General features: G+C 73.2%; 11 protein-coding genes and 1 pseudogene. 9 read left to right on the top strand and 3 right to left on the bottom strand.

What is annotated here, in order from left to right; translation table 11 throughout:
* The first annotated feature begins 213 nt into the window (after positions 1-213).
* Together pepN and WMF27_RS11630 are read left to right on the top strand one after the other, a co-directional pair.
* Positions 214-2,829 (top strand): aminopeptidase N, encoded by a 2,616-nt coding sequence (gene pepN / locus WMF27_RS11635; RefSeq protein ID WP_437768794.1) that lies wholly within the window; start codon positions 214-216, stop codon positions 2,827-2,829.
* Between the two features lie 35 nt (positions 2,830-2,864).
* Positions 2,865-3,536, top strand: a complete 672-nt coding sequence (locus WMF27_RS11630; RefSeq protein WP_437768795.1) for a class I SAM-dependent methyltransferase — start codon at positions 2,865-2,867, stop codon at positions 3,534-3,536.
* A gap of 45 nt (positions 3,537-3,581) precedes the next feature.
* Here the strand turns inward: WMF27_RS11630 and WMF27_RS11625 are convergent, their stop codons facing one another.
* Entirely contained in the window at positions 3,582-4,022 is a 441-nt protein-coding gene (locus tag WMF27_RS11625) for a CBS domain-containing protein (RefSeq protein ID WP_437768796.1), read from the bottom strand.
* Positions 4,023-4,245: 223 nt separating this feature from the next.
* Between WMF27_RS11625 and WMF27_RS11620 the strand changes: the two genes are divergently transcribed.
* Entirely contained in the window at positions 4,246-4,782 is a 537-nt protein-coding gene (locus WMF27_RS11620; RefSeq protein WP_437768797.1) for an N-acetyltransferase family protein, read from the top strand.
* Positions 4,783-4,857: 75 nt separating this feature from the next.
* Here WMF27_RS11620 and WMF27_RS11615 read toward each other — a convergent pair whose 3' ends face one another.
* Positions 4,858-5,277: a hypothetical protein gene (locus WMF27_RS11615; RefSeq protein WP_437768798.1), complete on the bottom strand. Its 420-nt coding sequence runs from the start codon at positions 5,275-5,277 to the stop codon at positions 4,858-4,860.
* A 476-nt stretch (positions 5,278-5,753) separates the two neighbouring features.
* Here WMF27_RS11615 and WMF27_RS11610 point away from each other — a divergent pair, with 476 nt between their 5' ends.
* The 6 genes and pseudogenes from WMF27_RS11610 (at position 5,754) to WMF27_RS11585 (ending at position 15,205) form a co-directional block, all read left to right on the top strand.
* Positions 5,754-9,800: a serine/threonine-protein kinase gene (locus WMF27_RS11610; RefSeq protein WP_437768799.1), complete on the top strand. Its 4,047-nt coding sequence runs from the start codon at positions 5,754-5,756 to the stop codon at positions 9,798-9,800.
* Positions 9,801-10,041: 241 nt separating this feature from the next.
* Entirely contained in the window at positions 10,042-10,893 is an 852-nt protein-coding gene (locus tag WMF27_RS11605) for a Cof-type HAD-IIB family hydrolase (protein WP_437768800.1), read from the top strand.
* Between the two features lie 114 nt (positions 10,894-11,007).
* Positions 11,008-11,151 (top strand): annotated as a pseudogene (locus WMF27_RS11600) (mercuric reductase); the annotation flags it as partial.
* Between the two features lie 685 nt (positions 11,152-11,836).
* Positions 11,837-12,361, top strand: a complete 525-nt coding sequence (locus WMF27_RS11595) for a hypothetical protein (RefSeq protein WP_437768801.1) — start codon at positions 11,837-11,839, stop codon at positions 12,359-12,361.
* Entirely contained in the window at positions 12,342-12,719 is a 378-nt protein-coding gene (locus WMF27_RS11590) for a hypothetical protein (protein WP_437768802.1), read from the top strand. Before WMF27_RS11595 ends, WMF27_RS11590 begins: the two co-directional genes overlap by 20 nt.
* Positions 12,720-12,736: 17 nt before the next feature.
* The gene (locus WMF27_RS11585) at positions 12,737-15,205 is read left to right on the top strand and encodes a SpoIIE family protein phosphatase (RefSeq protein ID WP_437768803.1); all 2,469 of its coding nucleotides are present in this window, start codon (positions 12,737-12,739) and stop codon (positions 15,203-15,205) included.
* A gap of 22 nt (positions 15,206-15,227) precedes the next feature.
* Here WMF27_RS11585 and WMF27_RS11580 read toward each other — a convergent pair whose 3' ends face one another.
* On the bottom strand, positions 15,228-17,396 hold the full coding sequence (locus tag WMF27_RS11580; RefSeq protein ID WP_437768804.1) for a serine/threonine protein kinase: 2,169 nt from the start codon (positions 17,394-17,396) through the stop codon (positions 15,228-15,230).
* Positions 17,397-17,529 lie beyond the last annotated feature (133 nt).

Raw genomic sequence — 17,529 nt, 5'->3', positions numbered from 1 at the left:
TGCCGGACCCCCTGGGGTGGCACAGAACAGCGCCCGCCTGGCACAAAAGCCGGGCGTGCGGTGCGGCAGCGCGAGCCCGCTCGGCGAACGCTCGGCGCGGCGCCCTCGATGGGTCCGGCGGCGCGGCGTGGCGCGGCCGCCCGACGACACAGCGACCGCGACCGCGGCAGATCGCTGGCCACCCTCCGGCGGTTCGTCCTACGGTGTGCAGTCATGACGGAGACGACCGGCGGCCCTGGAAGGGACGTGCTCACCCAGAAAGAGGCAGAGGAGCGCGCCGCGCGCATCGGTAATGCGCGCTACGAGCTCTCCCTCGACCTCTCGCGCGGCGCCCGCGGCTACCGAGGCGAGGCCGTCGCGTACTTCGACGTCCGCGGCCACGGCGACACGTTCATCGACTTCCGCGGCCGGCGCATCGAGCGGCTCGAGATCAACGGCGCCCCGGTCGAGCCCGTGTGGTCCGACTGCCGCATCCTCCTCCCGGGGCGGCTGCTCGCCCCGGAGACGCGCGTGCGCGTCGTCTACGAGAACGACTACGATCACACAGGCGACGGCTTCCATCACTTCCGCGACCCGGAGGACGGCGAGGACTACGTCTACTCGGACCTCGAGCCGTTCAGCGCGCACCGCGTGTTCCCCTGCTTCGATCAGCCGGACATCAAGGCGAGCTACCGGCTCTCCGTCACCGCGCCCGAGGACTGGGAGGTCATCGGCAACGCCCGCGTCACCCGCACGTTCGGCGCCGGCCTCGGGCGCACGACGCGGGTGTTCGAGGAGACGACCCGGTTCAGCACCTACATCTTCGCGCTGATCGCCGGCCCGTACAGCGGCGTCCGCGACGAGCACCGCGGGATCCCCCTCGGGCTCTACTGCCGCAGGTCGCTCGCGAGGCACCTCGACGCCGAGGAGCTCTTCACGCTCACGAAGCAGGGCTTCGACTTCTACCCGGAGTTCTTCGACTACCCCTACCCCTTCAGCAAGTACGACCAGGTCTTCGTCCCGGAGTTCAACGCCGGCGCCATGGAGAACGTCGGCGCCGTGACCTACAGCGAGCGCATGATCTTCCGGGACCCGCCGACGGACCACCAGCGCCTCACGCGCGCCGAGGTGCTCCTCCACGAGATGGCCCACATGTGGTTCGGCAACCTCGTGACCATGCGGTGGTGGAACGATCTCTGGCTGAACGAGAGCTTCGCCACGTACATGGCCTTCCTCGCGATGGACCAGGCGACCCGGTTCCAGCCGGCCGTGTGGAAGGCGTTCAACGTCATGAAGAGCTGGGCCTACCGGCAGGACCAGCTCGTGACGACGCACCCCATCGCCGGGGAGCTCGCCGACACGGAGCACACGTTCCTGAACTTCGACGGCATCACGTACGGCAAGGGCGCCGCCGCGATGAAGCAGCTCGTCGCGGCGATCGGCCTGCCGGCCTTCCGCGAGGGGATGCGCCGGTACTTCAAGCGCTACCAGTACGGCAACGCGACGCTGCGCGACTTCCTGTCCGCGCTGGAGGAGGGCTCCGGCCGCGACCTCGGCGCGTGGTCGCGCCTCTGGCTCGAGCAGGCGTCCCTCAACACGCTGACGGCCGAGTGGGAGCGCGAGGGCGACCGCATCGGCCGGCTCCGCGTGCTGCAGACGGCGCCCGCCGACTACCCGACGCTCCGGCCGCACCGCATCGACGTCGCGCTCGCGCGCGAGGAGGACGGCGCGCTCGTCGTCGACGCGGTGCCCGCGGAGATCGACGGCGCCGCGACCGAGGTCGCCGCCGCGCGGGGGCAGCGGGCGCCGCTCCTCGTGTTCCCCAACCACAACGACCTCACGTTCGCGAAGATCGCGCTCGACCCGGCCTCGCTCGCGTTCGTGCGCGAGCACATGGGCCGCGTGGAGGATCCGCTCCTGCGCCAGCTGCTCTGGTCGTCGCTCTGGAGCATGGTGCGCGACCAGAAGCTCGCCTCCCCCGCGTACCTCGCGCTGGTGAGGGACAAGCTGCCCGCCGAGCCGGACCTCTCCCTCGTCGACCCGGTGCTCACGAACGCGGTGACGGCGCTCGCGCGCTACGTGCCGGATCCCCTGCGCGAGGCCGAGGCGAGCGCGTTCACCGGCCTCGCCCTCGCGGCCCTGCGGGCGGCCCCCCGCGGCGACGCGCAGATCGTGTGGGCGCGGGCGCTCTTCAACGCGGCGTACTCCGCGCCGGATCTCGCGCTGGCCGCGCGCCTCGCGGACGGCGAGATCGAGGTGGACGGCCTCGAGATCGACCAGGAGATGCGCTGGACGGTCGCCGTGAAGTGGGTCGCGCGCGGCATGAAGGGCGCGGAGGAGCGGCTCGCGGCCGAGCGCGAGCGCGACCCGTCGGATCGCGGCCAGCGCGCCGCGCTGCGCGCCGAGACGGCGCGCCCGGATCCGGCGGTGAAGGCCGCGGCGTGGGCGCGCTTCCACGAGGACGGGTACGGCTCGCTGCACCTCACCAGCGCGGCGATGTCGGGCTTCAACTGGTCGTTCCAGCGCGCGCTGCTCGAGCCGTACGCGCAGGCGTTCTTCGAGCGGGTGCAGCAGGTCTTCGAGACGCGGACGCACGAGCTCGCGTCCGCGTATTTCACCCATCTGTTCCCCTCGTACCGCGTCGATCGGGACCTCCTCGCCCGCGCGGAGGCGCGGACCGCGGCGCTCGGGCGCGCCCCGGACGGCGCGCCGGCGGCGCCGCGGCTGCCGATGCTGGTCCGGATGCTCCGCGAGGCGAGCGACGACCTCGTGCGGGCGCTCGCCTGCCGGGAGCTGGCGGCGGCGAGCGCCGAGGGGCACCGCCCGGGGGGCGGGGGCGCCCCCGGCTGAGCGAGGGACCGGGGAGAGCTGCGCTCGAGGCGACGATGATCGTGCAGATCGGGAAGACGTCCGTCACGTGGACGCGCGCGGACCTCGAGGCGAAGGTCGCCGGCCACGCGCGCGTCCTCATCGACGTCGGCACGGGCGACGGCCGCTTCGTGTACCGCTCGGCCGGCGCCCACGCCGATACGTACTGCATCGGCATCGACCCCGCGGGGGAGCGGATGCGCGAGGTGTCGTGGCGCGCCAGCCGCAAGGTCGCCCGGGGCGGCCGGCCGAACGCGCTCTTCGTCGTGGCGTCCGTGCAAGCGCTGCCCGAGGAGCTCACCGGGCTCGCCCACACCCTCACCGTCAATTTCCCCTGGGCCTCGCTGCTCTCGGCCCTCGTGCTGCCCGAGGCGCCGGTGCTCGAGGCGCTGCGCCGGCTCGTCCGACCGGGGGGGGAGCTCATCGCGCTGCTCAACCAGAGCGTCTTCGACGACCGGCCCTACGCGGGGCGGCTCGGGCTCCCCGAGCTCTCGGACGCGTGGGTCGATGACACGTTGCGCCCCGCCTACCGCGCGGCGGGCTTCGAGATCCGGGCGAGCGAGCTCGTCGAGGGGGACATGCCGCACCAGACCAGCTGGGGACAGCACCTCACGCTCGCGTCGGGCCGGAGGACGCGCCTGCTCACGGCCGAGGCGATAGGCGCGATCGGCGGCGGAGCGCCGGGGTGAGGGCGCCGCGCGCCGCCGGGACGCTCAGGCGATCTGCCCGGCGAGCTACCGCGTGCTCCCGTGCTGCACCGCCTCCCGCTCGGTCACGCGGCGGACGGTCTGCGCGGTGTGCCTGTCGTCCTCGCTCTGCGCGACGTCCGACAGGCTGATGATGCCGACCAGGCGGCCGTCCGCCTCGGTGCACAGGACGCGCGACTTGTGGTGCTGCCCCATCAGCTGCTCCGCGCGCTGCACGTCGTCGTCGGGCCGGCACGCGACCACCCCGCGCGTCATGACGTCGCCCACCTTCGTGCTCAGCGGCCGGCTGTGGGCCAGCACCCGGATGGCGAGGTCGCGGTCCGTCAGCGCCCCGAGCACCCTCCCGGCGCTGTCGCAGACAGGAAGGAAGCCGATGTTCGCGTCGCGCATCTTGCGCGCGGCCGTCTGGATGGTGTCGTCGGCCAGGACGCTCTGGATGTCTTGCTTCATGATCTCCTTGCACAGCATGGTTCCCTCCTTCGGTTCCGTTTGCAGCGCTCGGCAGCGTCACCGCGCACAAAAGGACCTTAGGGGCCCCTCGCGGGCGAGGGATGGAGCATCATGATGAATGCGGCGTCAGGGACCGCTTGATCGCGCCTCCGGCGGGCGAGCGCGCCGGGCGGCGCCCTGGCGGGGCGCCGCGGCGAAAGCCAACCTCGGTGCGAGACACCAAACCTCGGTGCGAGACATCATGTCAGAGCGGATCACGGGGGCGGTCATCCGCCGGGCGCGGCCGGCCGACGCGGCCGTCATCGCGCGCATCGAGGTCGACTCCTGGCGGGCGGCGTATCTGGGCCTCGTGCCGGCGGCCGATCTCAACGCCCTCTCCGTGCCGGCGCGCGAGCTGAGCTGGCGGCACATCCTGAACCGCGACGCCGCGGCCGGGACGCGGACCTGGGTGCTCTGCGCCGAGGACGCCGGGCTCGGCTTCGCGAGCGCCGGGCCGACGCGCGACGACGACGACGACCCGGACGACGTCGGCGAGCTCTACACGATCTACCTCCTGCCCGCCGCGTGGGGGCGCGGGCTCGGCGCCGCGCTGCTCGACACGGCGCAGGCCGACCTGGCCCGGCGCCGCCACAGGACCATGACGATCTGGGTCCTCGAGGGGAACACCCGCGCGCGCCGCTTCTACGAGCTCTCCGGCTTCAGCCGCGACGGCGCGCGGCGGTGGGCGCGGGTCGGCGCCGGCAGCCTCCCGGAGCTCCGCTACCGGCGAGCGCTGTAGCGCCCCGGATCCCGCGCCGAGGGCGGCGCCGGCCCGCGCACCAGCGACGGCATCGAGCCCCGGCGCCCCGGCGCGCTAGCCGAAGCGCACGACGATGCTGCTGTAACCGCCCCGCGGGTCGTACTGGGAGGTGATCTTTCCCCAGGAATACTCGTACGGCGGCGCGCCGAGGATCGACGCCAGCCAGGCGTCGTGGCTGGCCTTGCGCTCCGCCTCCTCCTTCTCGGACCAGTCGTTCCAGAACGCCTTCGACTCGGCGCCCACCTCGAACAGCTCGACCCACGCGATCTTGCCGCTGCAGAAGTGCAGCGTGATGCGGAAGGTCCGGAAGCCGATGCGCTGGCGCGACGTCCGGTATCCGCTCCACGGCTGCGCCTGGCTCAGGGCGTTGGCCATCCGCGCGAGCGGCGACGACAAGAACTGCGCTTCCGAGTACGAGGGCCCGATGCGAAGCCCGGATGTGAGCTCGATCTCGCCCGTCTGTCGATGGATCATCCAGCCCTCCGACCGCTCGGAACAGCATACACCACGGCTCGCGGACCGGCGCGGCTCAGCCGAGCCCCGCCGACGTCCGCGCGCGACAGTCACGCGAAGACCCGACTCGGCCTCTCCGAAGGTGGGTGTTCGACGGAGGTTCACCCCTGCCTCTCGCTCGCCCGGCTGCTCGGAGGACAACAGCCGCGGTCCCTCCCGCGCAGCGCGAGGGACGCCGCCGATGTCCTCCGGTGTCGACACGGCACCCACGATGTCGCGGGTGACCGAGCAGACCGAGCAGACCGAGCAGACCGAGCAGACGGAGCAAACCGAGCACCCACTTTTGCCATGGGCATAAGGCAGTGTCGCGCAATGCGGTTTTCCTGCTCGTGACAACCCGCATACCGGTAATATCGGTCACGGATCGCGCCGGGCCCCACCCGAGGTCATCCGAGGTCTTCTTGCTGCGTTGCCCTTCCTGCCATCGCCGACTCGCAGTGCTCACCTCCTGCCCGACGGACGGAGCCACGGCGCCGTCCCGCCCAGCGCCGGTCGATCTCGACGCAGAGACGCCGCCGTCCGTCGCGGGCTTCCTCGTCGGCTCGCCGCTCGCGGCGGGCGCCTTCTCGGTCCTCTGGGCCGCGACGCGGGCGGAGGACGGCGCTCCCGCCGTGCTCAAGATCAGCAGGGCCCACTCGCTGCTCGCGCGCGAGCGGTTCCGCAGCGAGGCGTGGGCGCTCGAGCAGCTCGGCCCTCCGGCCTCGCCTCGCCTGCTCCAGAACGGCGTGCTCGAGGACGGCCGCGCGTACATCGCGATGGAGCGGCTCCGCGGCGAGACGCTGGCGGCCCACCTCGAGGGCCTGCCCGCCGCGCCCGACCTGCGCTCCGCCCTCGACGTCGCGCTCGGCGTGCTGGGCTGCCTCCAGGTGATGCACGAGCGCGGCCTGGTCCACCTGGATCTCGCGCCCGAGAACGTCTTCCTCGAGCCCGACGGCGGCGTGCGGCTCCTCGACTTCGGCCTCACGCAGCGCGAGCGCGGCGTCGTCTGCCACCCGGCGGACAGCGCGCTCACCACGCTGGGCGCCATGCTCGGGGCGCTCGAGGTCGCGTCGCCCGAGCGGCTCCGGGGCGAGCCGCTCGACGCGCGCGCGGATCTCTACGCCTTCGGCGCGCTCCTCTTCGAGCTGCTCACGCTGCGCCCTCCGTTCGCGGGCGCTCCCGCGGACGTCGCGCAGGGGCACCTCGGCCGGCTCCCCCCCAGGCCGAGCGAGATCGCCCCGGTCCCGCCGTCCATCGAGGCCCTCGTCCTCGCCTGCCTCGCCAAGGAGCGCGCGCGCCGCCCGGCCGACGCCGCGGGCCTGCGGGCCGCGCTCGCGTCGGCGGGCGCCGAGGCGCTCGCCCTGGCCGGCGGGGCCGCCGGCGCCGCGGCGACCGCGGGAAACGACGCCGCCACCGGCTCCACGGACCGGCACGACACGGTGGTGCTCGCCCTGGAGGCCCGCGGCGCCGAGGCCGAGGTCCGCGCCGCCGTGGCCCGCCACGACGGGCACCTCGCGCGGCAGCGCGGCTACCGCTTCGTCGCGATCTTCCCCGGCCCGAAAGAGGCGGCCGCGGAGCGCGCGCTCCTCGCGGGGCGGGAGATCGTCGCTTCGGTCGGCGCGCCCCTCGCGATCCACATCGCGCCGCTGAAGCTCCGCCGCGACGCCGAGGGCGTCCACGCCGCCGGCATCGCCGTGGAGCGGCCCGAGTCGTGGCTCCCCTCGGATCCGTGGCGCGGCATCGCGCTCAGCGCCGAGCTCGTCACCGCCCATGCCGGGTTCGACGTCGCCGCGGCGAGCGAGGACGGCCGCTACTTCTTCGCCCCGGACGCGCCCCCGCCCTCGGGCCGTCGTGACGCCGCGCCGCCGCTCGTCGGGCGCGGCGACGCCCTGAGCGCCGCCGAGGAGAGCCGCGAGCGCGCGCTCGCGGGCCTCGGGCCCGGCCTCTGCGCGCTGATCGGCGAGCGCGGCGCCGGCAAGTCGCGCCTCGCCGAGGCGATCGCCGAGAGCAGCCGGCGCGCGCACCCCGGCGCGCTCGTGATCTCGCTGCGCGCCGCGCCGGAGCTCGGCGCACGCCCCGGGGGCGGCCACGGCCGGACCGCGGCCGCCTTGCTCGCCGAGGTGCTCGGCGCGAGCAACGGCGCCCTCGCGGCGCCCGGCGACCCGCGCGCGTTCTGCGTCGAGCGGCTCGGAGAGCCGCTCGGCGGCGAGGTGTGGCCCGCCGTGGCCGCGATCCTCGGCTGGCCGGGCGGCTCCGCAGGCCGGCCGCCGCCGCGCCGCGGGAGCGTGATCCGGGCGCTCGCCGAGGGGCTCCGCCGGAGGGCGATGGATCGGCCCGTCGTCGTGATCGTCGACGACGCGCACCTCGCCGACGGCGCCACGCTCGACGCGCTCGACCTCGCGACGCGGCGCGAGGCGTCGGTCTCGCTCTGGGTGCTGCTCGCCGGCGCCCCGGCGCGCTGCTCGCCGGCGCCCCGGCGCCACGCGCTGAGCGCCCGCGGCCACGCGCGCGATCACGTCGCGCTCCCGCCGCTCGACGACGCCGCGGGGCTCCTGCTCTGCGCGGAGCTCCTCCGGCCCGCGGAGCCTCCGCCGAGCGCGACGCTCCGGCGCATCTGCGCGTGGGCCGGCTACAACCCCCGCGCCCTCGTGGAGCTCACCCGGGCGATCAAGCGCGCGGGCCTCGTGCGGCTGCGGGCGAGATCGAGCGGCCACCAGCTCGCGACCGCCGAGCTGGAGAGGCTCCCGCCGTCGCCCGCGTGGCAGTGGTTCGCCGCGGGGCAGCTGGAGGCGCTCCCGCCGGAGCTCGGCGCGTGCGCGAGGCTCTGCGCGGTGCTCGGCTTCGAGCTCTCGGAGGACGTGGCGGCGAGCGTGCAACGCGCGCTCGAGCGCGAGGACGCGGCGGCGGCGAGCGCCGACCACGTCGACGTCCCGAGCGCCCTGCACGCGCGCGTCGACGTACCGAGCGCGCTCCGCGCGCTGGTGGCGCGGGGGCTCCTCGTCCCCCGTGGCGCGCACGGCGCCGCGCACGGCGAGGGCGCCCTCTGCGGCGGCGCCAGCTATGCCTTCCGGAGCGCGCTCTTGCAGGAGGCCATCTACGCGCTGCTCCCGGAGGACCGGCGCGCGGTGATGCACCGGCACGCGCTCGCCGTCTGGGAGCTCAGGGCCGAGGCCCGGCCGAGGGCGCCGGAGCTGCTCGAGCCGATCGCGCGCCACGCCGCGGCCGCCGGAGCGCGCGCGCGCGCGGCGCACGCGTACCTGCTCCTCGGCGATCTCCAGCGCGACCGGCACAACAACGCCGTGGCGGAGAGCCACTACGCGTCCGCGCTCCTCTGGGCCGACGGCGACGATCAGCGCCAGCGGTACCTCGCGCTCCTCGGCCGCGCGCGCGTGCGCTACCGCGTCCTGCGCACCGGCGAGGCGCTCGACGATCTCCGCTCCGCGGGGGCGCTGGCCCGGACGATGAAGGACCCGCGGATGATCGCGGAGGCGCTGCTCGAGGAGGCGACCGCGCTCGACTGGGCGGGCGCCTGGGAGGAGTCGGCGGCGCGCGTCGAGGAGGTGATCCCGCTGCTCGACGCCCGCGAGGGCCGCGCCGACGCCGCGCTCGCCGCGCGCTTCGAGGTCGCGGCCGGCCGCGCGGCGTTCCGCAAGGGCAACCTGGACGACGCCCTCGAGCGGCTCACGCACGGCGTGGAGGGCGTCCGCGAGGCCGATCACGACACGCACGTGACCGGGCTCACGCTGCTGGCCTGCGTGCTCGCGCGGTCCGGCCAGCTCGAGGAGGCGGAGCGGCGCTTCGACGACGCCGTGCGCAGCTGCGAGGAGCGCGGCGACCGGGGCCACCTCTGCGCGGCGCTCGTCCGCCGCGCGGAGCTCTGGCCGGCGCTCGACGCCCCGGATCGCGCGATGGCGGACCTCCGGCGCGCGGTCCAGCTGGCCCGCGAGGAGGCGAGCGCCCTGGCGGAGCGCGACGCGACGATCAAGCTCGCGGAGCTGCTCTACCTCTGGGGGCACGAGGACGAGGCGCTGCCCCTGGTGCGGCAGGCGCGCTCGCTCGACGAGCAGCTCAAGGACAGGCCGGCCTACAGGAGCGCGCTCCTGCTCGCGCGGATCCACGCGATGCGCGACGAGCACGCGGACGCGAGCCGGCAGCTCCGGTGGCTCAGGGCGCAGGGGGCGATCGCGGATCTGCCGCCGTACGCCCAGGCCCTCCTCGGCGTCATGCAGCTCGCCGTGAAGGACCCGAGGTCCGGCATGGAGAGCGCGCGCACGCGGGCGACGGCGCGCGAGGAGGGGGAGCCGCCCGGCGAGCTGGGCGGCGGGCTCAGCGCCGACCAGCGGGTCGAGCTCCTCTACTGGCGGGCGCGCGCCCTGCTCGACGCCGGCCGCCCCGAGGATCTGGCGCTGCTCCTCGCGCGCACCGCGCCGCTGCTCGCCGAGAGCCGGGCCTGGCGCCCGCGCTTCGCGAAGCTCCGGGCGGGCGACGGGCAGCTCGCGGGGTAGGCGCTTCGGGTTCGTCGATCCGTCCCGGAGCCGCGCTCGGTCGCCGCCTCCTCCTGAGGAGCCCGCGCGAGCTCGACGACATCGAGGGCGCCCTGGTCATGGAACGGCCGCTGCTACCGGCGGGGCATGAGCGTCGCGCCATCGAGCGTCGGACGACGGGGCCTCCGGGCGGGCTCTGGGGCCCCCTCGGGGTCGAGGGCGCGCTCGGGCCGCGTCGGCCCGTCACGGGAGTCGAGAGACAATGGACTCGTCACCTGCAATCAAGCTGCTCCTCACCGACGTCGACGGCACCCTCGTCACCTCCGACAAGCGCCTCACCGATCGCGCCCGCGCGTCGGTCGAGCGGTTGCGCTTGGCCGGTGTCGTGTTCGCCATCATCAGCGGTCGCCCGCCGCGCGGGATGGCGATGCTGAACGGACCGCTCGCGCTGACGACGCCGATCATCGCGTTCAACGGCGGCATGTTCGTGACGCCCGATCTCGGCACGGTGCTCGAGCAACGGTGCCTGTCGGCCACCGTCGCCGAGGAGGTCGCGACGGCGCTCGCGAACGCCGGCCTGGACGTCTGGGTCTACCGTGGCAGCGATTGGTTCATCCGCCGCCGCGACGCGCCGCACGTCACGCACGAGGAGCAGACCGTGCAGTTCGCGCCCATCGTCATCGACGATCTCGGCGGCGTCCTCGCGAACGCCGTCAAGATCGTCGGCGTCAGCGACGACCTCGCCCTCGTGGCGCGCTGCGAGGGCGAGCTGCGTCAACGCCTCGGAGCCCAGGTGTCCGCGGCGCGATCGCAGCCTTACTACCTCGACGTGACGCACCCCGACGCGAACAAGGCGGCGGCGCTGCAATGGTTGTCGCGCGCGCTCGACGTCCCGCTCTCGCAGGTCGCCTGCATCGGTGACATGCCGAACGACGTGCTCATGTTCCGCCTGGCGGGGCTGAGCATCGCGATGGGGAACGCCAGCCCCGACGTGCAACGCTGCGCGCGCCACGTCACCACGTCGAACGACGACGAGGGGTTCGCGAGCGCCGTCGACCGGTTCGTCCTCGGCGCGCGCGCCGACTCGTCACCGCGGCCTGGCCAGCTCCAATGACCCCGAAAGCCAGGAGGACCTCATGTCTCCCGAACAGTTCGACATCCTCATTCTCGGCAGCGGCGCCGGCGGAAAACACGTGGCCTGGGACATGGCCCCGGCCGGGGGCCGAACGGCCGTCGGGTCGCCGTGGTGCAGACGGCGATGCTGGCCGGCATGCCCTACACAGGACTGCGAGATGCCGTCCTGACGCACCCGACGATGGCGGAAGGCCTCGACCCGCTGTTCGCAAAGGTGCCGGCCAGGTCCACGCGCTAGAGCGACAAACGGGTTGAAACCCCAGAAGAGAACAGGAATTTGAACCGCCAAGCGCGCCAAGGACGCCAAGACTGTGGTTTGTTCTTGGCGTCCTTGGCGTCCTTGGCGTCCTTGGCGCGCTTGGCGGTTTATTTCTCGCTCGATCAACGTGATCGGTATTCCAGAATACCGATCACGTTGAAACCCGGAGAGTTTTCACAGGGAGGCGGGGAGGCGGGGAGGAAGAAAAAAATGAATCTCTCGCTCTTGCCGTCTCTCGCTCCCCGCCTCCCCCTCCGTGCAGGGTCGCCCGGCGGGCTCCTTCCCTCAGGTGAAGGCGTATGTGCGCGAGGCGCGCGGTGGCCGCACCGGATCCATGGACACACCTGGGCACCGATGGACGCCACGTTCGTCATCAACGAGCATGTTCAACGAGCATGCCACTCCGCCACAGATAACGCGTCGCGTTATATCCTGAAGCAAAGGGCGCCGCCGCGCGAACTGCGAAGCGCATCACATTCCGAGGTGAGAACCGCATCACATCGGAATCTCAATGGCGGAGGCGGAGGCGGAGGCGGAGGCGGAGGCGGAGCTCGCTCCGGGCGCCCTCTCTGTTCCGCGCTCGCACGAGAATCATGAGAAAAGCCGCGCCGCCCGCGGAACTAGTGGTTGGATCCTGCGCGAGGGCGGCGTAATATAACAGATTGTGTCATCCCCCGAACCGACGCAGAGCGCCTCGCTATTCCTCTGCATCACCTTCTTTCCGAGCGAGCGCCTGGCGACGGCGGTGCTGCGGCTGGTGTCCAGCTTCTGCGGCGCGGTGCTGGACGACGCGAATGTGAGCTCGCGGTTCTACATGGCCGCGCACGAGCTCGCCGAGAACATCACCAAATACTCCACCGGCCCTCGCGTCAGCCTCGAGCTCGCGCTGGAGGAGGACGAGACGTCGCACATCATGAAGATCCGCGCGCGCAACGAGGCGTCGCCGGAGCGGCTGCGAGAGGTCGAGAAGCGGCTGCTCGACCTGAAGACCGCGAGCGACCCGCTGAAGCACTACGACGACCTCATCACGGAGACAGCGATGATCGAGGGCGTCTCCGGCCTGGGCCTCGCGCGCGTCCGCGCCGAGGGAGGGCTCGACGTCGACTACAAGATCGAGGGCAACGAGCTCACGATCATCGCGCACGCGCCGCTCGAGCGGTGGAGGATGAATGGACAGCCTAAGGGTTGATCGCATCACCACGGACAGCTTCGGCATCGAGCCGGCGCTGCTCGGCGATCACCTGAGTATCAAGCTCACCGGGACGGGCGACATGGCGGCGGCCGCGCCGCTCGGCGCCTATTGCAAGGAGGTCCTGCACGAGGTCCGGCGCCTCTCGCTCGCAGCCGTCGAGTTCGACATACGCGCCCTGTACTTCCTGAACTCGAGCTGCCTGAAGGCGTTCATCGCCTTCATCTCCGGCGTCACCGACCAGGGCCCCAAGTGCAAGATCCGGTTCGTCACCGACGCGAGGCTCGGGTGGCAGCGGCGGAGCCTGGCGGCCCTGGAGCGCATGTCCCCCGGCCTCGTCTCCATCCACGACAAGTGAACGAGGAGCGATAGATCATGGCGGCGAAGCGCCACACGATCGCCCTCCTGACCGACTACCTCTGCGGCGAGTACCAGTCCGAGGCGCGCTTCGGGGTCGAGCGCGCGGCCGAGGCGCACGACGTCAACCTCATCGTGGCCTTCGGCGAGACGCGCGCCCGCCAGGGCTACACGCTGGACGCCCGGGGCGGGATCTATTCGCTCATCGGCGCGACGACGGTCGATGGGGCGGTGATCATGTCGTCGGCGCTCACGAACCACGTCGGCCCCAACGGAGCGCACGAGTTCTGCCGATCGCTCGCGCCCTTGCCCGTGTGCAGCGTGGGGCTCGCGCTGGACGGCGTCCCGAGCGTCATCGTCGACAACGCGGTCGGGGGGGAGGCGGCGGTCGCGCACGTGCTCGACGACCACGCGTGCAAGCGCGTCGCCTACATCAGCGGGCCGGCCAACAACGAGGAGGCGAAGCTGCGCGCCGTGGCGTACCGGAGGGCCCTCGAGGCGCGCGCGCTCCCCTACGACGAGCGCCTCTTCGTGTACGGCGATTTTCTGATCGACGGCGGCCGCCGCGCGATGCGCGAGCTCCTCGGGCGCAGGGTCGAGTTCGATGCCGTCGTCGCCGGCAACGACAACATGGCCCTCGGCGCGATGGACACGCTGAAGGCGCACGGCATCGACGTCCCTGGCGACGTCCTCGTGTGCGGGTTCGACGACGTCGCCGTCTCGCGCGTCACCAGGCCGTCGCTGACGACCGTCCGCCATCCGATCAAGGAGCTCGGGGCGCTCGCCGTCGAGACGGTCGTGCGCCAGCTCCGCGGCGAGCGCGTGCCGGAGTGCAGCCTCCTCCCCGTCGAGCTCACGCGGCGCGAGTCGTGCGGCTGCGGCTACTACGCTGCCCTCCCGCGCGCGACCGGGGCGCCTCCGCGCCGCGAGCCGCTCTCCCTCGCCGCGCAGCGGGAGCCGCTGGAGCGCGCGCTCGCGCGGTGCGTGACCGTCCCGGCGGCGTCGCGTGAGGCCTGGCCCCGGGAGCTGCTCTCCGCGCTCGAGGAGGAGCTGAGCGGGCGGGAGGGCCGCTTCCCGACGGCGCTCCAGGACGTCCTCGACGCGGCGGCGCGCGAGGGCGTCGCCCTCGACCAGTTCCAGGGCGCGATCACGCTGCTCCGCGCGAAGATCGGCCGGGCGCCCGGCGGCGCCTCCGAGGACCGCCTCGAGCGGCTCTGGCACACGTGCCGCATCCTCATCAGCCACGCCTCCGCCCGCGCCGAGGGCGAGAAGCGGCTGTACCTGGAGCGCGCGTCGGTCAACCTCAGCTGGACCGGCATGTTCTTCTCGACCTGCCTCGGCATGCCCACGCTCCGGCGCACGCTCGCGGCGGAGCTGCCGAAGCTGGATCTCACGCACGTCGCCATATCGCTCTTCGACGACCCCCAGCGCGCCACCCTGCAGTCGCTCTTCCTGATGGAGAACAGCCGCGAGGTGGAGCCGCCGCCCGCGAGCTTCGCGTCCTCGTGCCTCGCGCCGCCCGGATTCCTGAGCTCGTCGGAGCGCTGGAGCGTCGTCGCGATGCCGCTCACGTTCGGCGAGACGGAGCACTACGGCATCGCGCTCGTCAACAGCGGCGCGAACGAGATGGTCTACGACGCGGCGCGCCTCCAGATCGGCTCTGCGATGAAGGCGGTGTCGATGCACCGGGAGATCGTCCGGCACGTGGAGGTACGCGAGCGGCTGGAGCAGGAGAGGGTCCACCAGGAGACCCTCGTCGCGAAGCACATCCAGACCTCGCTCGTCCCGTCGCACCTGCATGTGGAGGGGCTCGATCTCTCCGCGATGATGCGGCCGGCCGCGGAGGTCGGCGGCGACTACTACGACGTGCTCCCCACGCGGGACGGCGGGTGGCTCGGGATCGGCGACGTCGCGGGGCACGGGCTCGTGGCGGGCCTCGTCATGTTGATGATCCAGAGCATGGTCGCGGCCATGACGCGCAGGGATCCGGGCGCCCGCCCGGGCGAGGTCGTCTCGGCGCTCAACCGGGCGATCTACGACAACATCCGCGACCGGCTGAAGCGCGACGAGCACGCGACCCTGCTGCTGCTGCGCTACGAGCGCGGCGGGCGGGTGACGTTCGCGGGCGCGCACGACGACATCATCGTGTGCCGCGCGAGGACGCGGAGGAGCGAGTGCGTCCCGAGCTCCGGCGTGTGGGTCGGCGTCCTGCCGTCCATCGACGCGTTGACCAGGGACGCCGAGCTCCTCCTCGAGGACGGCGACCTGCTCGTGCTCTACAGCGACGGGGTGACGGAGGCGCGCAACGCGCACCGGGAGCAGTTCGGGCTCTCGCGGCTCTGCGCCACCGTCGAGGCCGCCCAGGACGCGCCGGTCGACGACATCCGCGACCGGATCCTGCGGGAGGTCGACGGCTGGTGCCCGAGCCCGGACGACGACATCACGATCGTCGTGGGCAGGTACCGCGCGCCGGCGGCCGCCCTGTAGCCGCGGCGGCTCGCCGGGCTCGTCAGCCGGTGACGCGGCCCTCGATGATCCCGCCGTCCGCGGTGATGGCGACGACCACCTCGCCGTCGACGAACAGCGACACGACCGGGCCGACCCAGGCGTCGTTCTCCCAGACGCACTCCCACGCCCCGGCCATGGGCGGGATGCCCCCGCGCCGCACCCAGACGCGCCCCGCGCTGCCCGCCCAGGCGCGCCCCTCCGCGTCGATCGTCACGGCCGACAGGGCGCGCCGCGGCTCGATGATCTCCGTGAAGACGCTCTGCCCGTACCGCCAGACGACGCTGCCCTCCGCGCCGACGGCGATGCCCACGCCGAGATCGGGCCGCCCGGCGCACGCGACGAACGCCCGCGCCGGCGGCGCCGGGATGCGCTCCAGGTGCCAGTCGAGCGGCGCGTAGAGCGCGACAAGCCCCTCGCCCTTGGTCGACCGGCCGACGACCAGCCACCGCTCGTCCTCGACGCGCGCGACCGCGGCGAGCAGCGCGACGCCGTCGGCCGGCATCGGCCGCAGCCAGCGCTTGGCGATGAACGCGTGGAGGAGCGGCCGCGGATCGTTCGGCGTCGTCGAGACGAGGATGCCCATGTCCTCGAGGTCGCCGCTCAGCGCGACGTGGCTCTGCGGCTCTCCCGGCAGCTGGAAGACGCCCGTCACGCCGCCCGTCGTGTACACCGCGAGCGTCGAGGCGTCGCCGCCGATGAGCCACCGGCCGGGCCCGATCCGGTGCACGAAGCGCACGCCCTGCGGGCTCGGGAGGCCGCCGGACGACGCCTCGCTCCAGCTCGTCCCGTTCCAGAAGAGCAGCCCCCCCGTGGCCGCCGCGAGGCACCGGCCGTAGCCGTCCCAGGCCACGCTCCGGATGACCGAATCGAGGCTCGGGTGGTGGAGCACGCTCCACGTCCAGCGCTCGACGACCGCCGACAGGCGCGGCGCGGGCTCCCGCGAGGCGCGCGGGGGCGCGCTGATGATCTCGGCCTCGATCGGGCGGTCCTGGCTCGGGCGCTCGGCGGCCTTGGCGCTTCGCGGCGACAGCAGCGTCTGGCCGAGCTCCCCCTTGAGCTGCACCGGCGCCTTCATGTGCGTGGACGGGACGGTCATCGGACCGACCTCCTCCGCGGCGCGCACGCGCGGTTCCCCCGCGCTCGCCACGATCCGCTGCTCCAGCGCGGAGATCGGCGAGGCGGGGCGGAGGTACGGCGAGAGCATCGCGGCCACGGCCACCGCCTCCTGGAGGCGCTCCTGCGCCTCGCCGGTGGACGCCCAGCGGAGCGCGAAGTCGATCGACTTGCACGCCTGCTCGTTGCCGCGCAGCGCGGGGTGGAGCCACCGCGTCTCGACGATGCTCCGGCGCGTGCGCGCCATGGCGGCCATGAGCGCCTGCGCCTGCGACTCCGCGATGATGTACTCCTCGCCCGTCAGCAGGAAGAAGATGACGGACGCGAGGTTGAAGATGTCGGTCCACGGGCCGATCGTGCTCGGATCGGCGGACAGCATCTCCGGCGGCACGACCCCGGCGTTGCCGACGACGCCGGCCATGATCGTCTCGCGGATGCCGCGCGGCCGCGCCATGCCGAAGTCGCTGATCTTGAACAGCTCGCCTTCGCCGGAGCCGCAGCAGAGGATGCTCTCCGGCGTGAGCTGCCGGTGGACGACGCCGACGTCGTGCACGGCCGACAGCCCGCTCGTGATGCACTCGATGGCGCGCGTCGCGCGCGCCGGATCGAACGCGTGGCCCGTGGCCTGGATGGTCCCCTGCACCCGCTGCCGGAGCGTCACGCCCTGCACGCCGCCGTGCACGTACTCGATGGTGATCCAGGGGAGGTTGAGCGCCTTCGTGCCGCGGCGGACCTCGAACGTGCCGGTGTCGATGAGCCGGACAACGAAGGGGGTCGGAGGGACCTGCTCGTTGAGGCGGCCGAGGGACACCGCCTCTTTCTTCACGATGACGGCCGCTGACGGACCCAGCTGCCTGAAGAGCGACGGCCGGAGGATCTTGACGACCACGGGCGTCTCGCCTTCGGGCGCGGTGCGGACCGCGTAGAACGAGACGAACATCGCCCCGGACCCGGCGCGCGACACGATCCGGTAGCCGATGCTTGACGAGAGGTCGCTGGCGATCGTGGCACCCTGCAGACCTCCGAGGGCCTCTTCATCGCTGGGTATTGTGAGCACGTGAACGACCATAGCGCACCCGGCGCGGCGTGGAACAACTTGCCGCGGGGGAGCAACGCGGCCGCCTCGGGCGCCGCCGGAGCGGCTCGGCAAGCGGCCCGTCGGTCTGCTCGCGGCGGCGAGCGCGCGGGCG

Origin of the sequence: Sorangium sp. So ce281 (genome assembly GCF_051527395.1) — a bacterium.
GTDB classification, from domain to species: Bacteria; Myxococcota_A; Polyangia; order Polyangiales; family Polyangiaceae; genus Sorangium; species Sorangium cellulosum_B.
This window is presented reverse-complemented; position numbering and strand designations above follow the sequence as displayed.

What these genes read in the sequence shown, in the direction of transcription:
- WMF27_RS11615 (WP_437768798.1), bottom strand. Translation starts at nt 5,277, where the DNA reads ATGATCCATCGACAGACGGGCGAGATCGAGCTCACATCCGGGCTTCGC.
- WMF27_RS11625 (WP_437768796.1), bottom strand. Translation starts at nt 4,022, where the DNA reads ATGCTGTGCAAGGAGATCATGAAGCAAGACATCCAGAGCGTCCTGGCC.
- WMF27_RS11590 (WP_437768802.1), top strand. Translation starts at nt 12,342, where the DNA reads ATGGACAGCCTAAGGGTTGATCGCATCACCACGGACAGCTTCGGCATC.
- WMF27_RS11620 (WP_437768797.1), top strand. Translation starts at nt 4,246, where the DNA reads ATGTCAGAGCGGATCACGGGGGCGGTCATCCGCCGGGCGCGGCCGGCC.
- WMF27_RS11605 (WP_437768800.1), top strand. Translation starts at nt 10,042, where the DNA reads ATGGACTCGTCACCTGCAATCAAGCTGCTCCTCACCGACGTCGACGGC.
- pepN (WP_437768794.1), top strand. Translation starts at nt 214, where the DNA reads ATGACGGAGACGACCGGCGGCCCTGGAAGGGACGTGCTCACCCAGAAA.
- WMF27_RS11585 (WP_437768803.1), top strand. Translation starts at nt 12,737, where the DNA reads ATGGCGGCGAAGCGCCACACGATCGCCCTCCTGACCGACTACCTCTGC.
- WMF27_RS11630 (WP_437768795.1), top strand. Translation starts at nt 2,865, where the DNA reads ATGATCGTGCAGATCGGGAAGACGTCCGTCACGTGGACGCGCGCGGAC.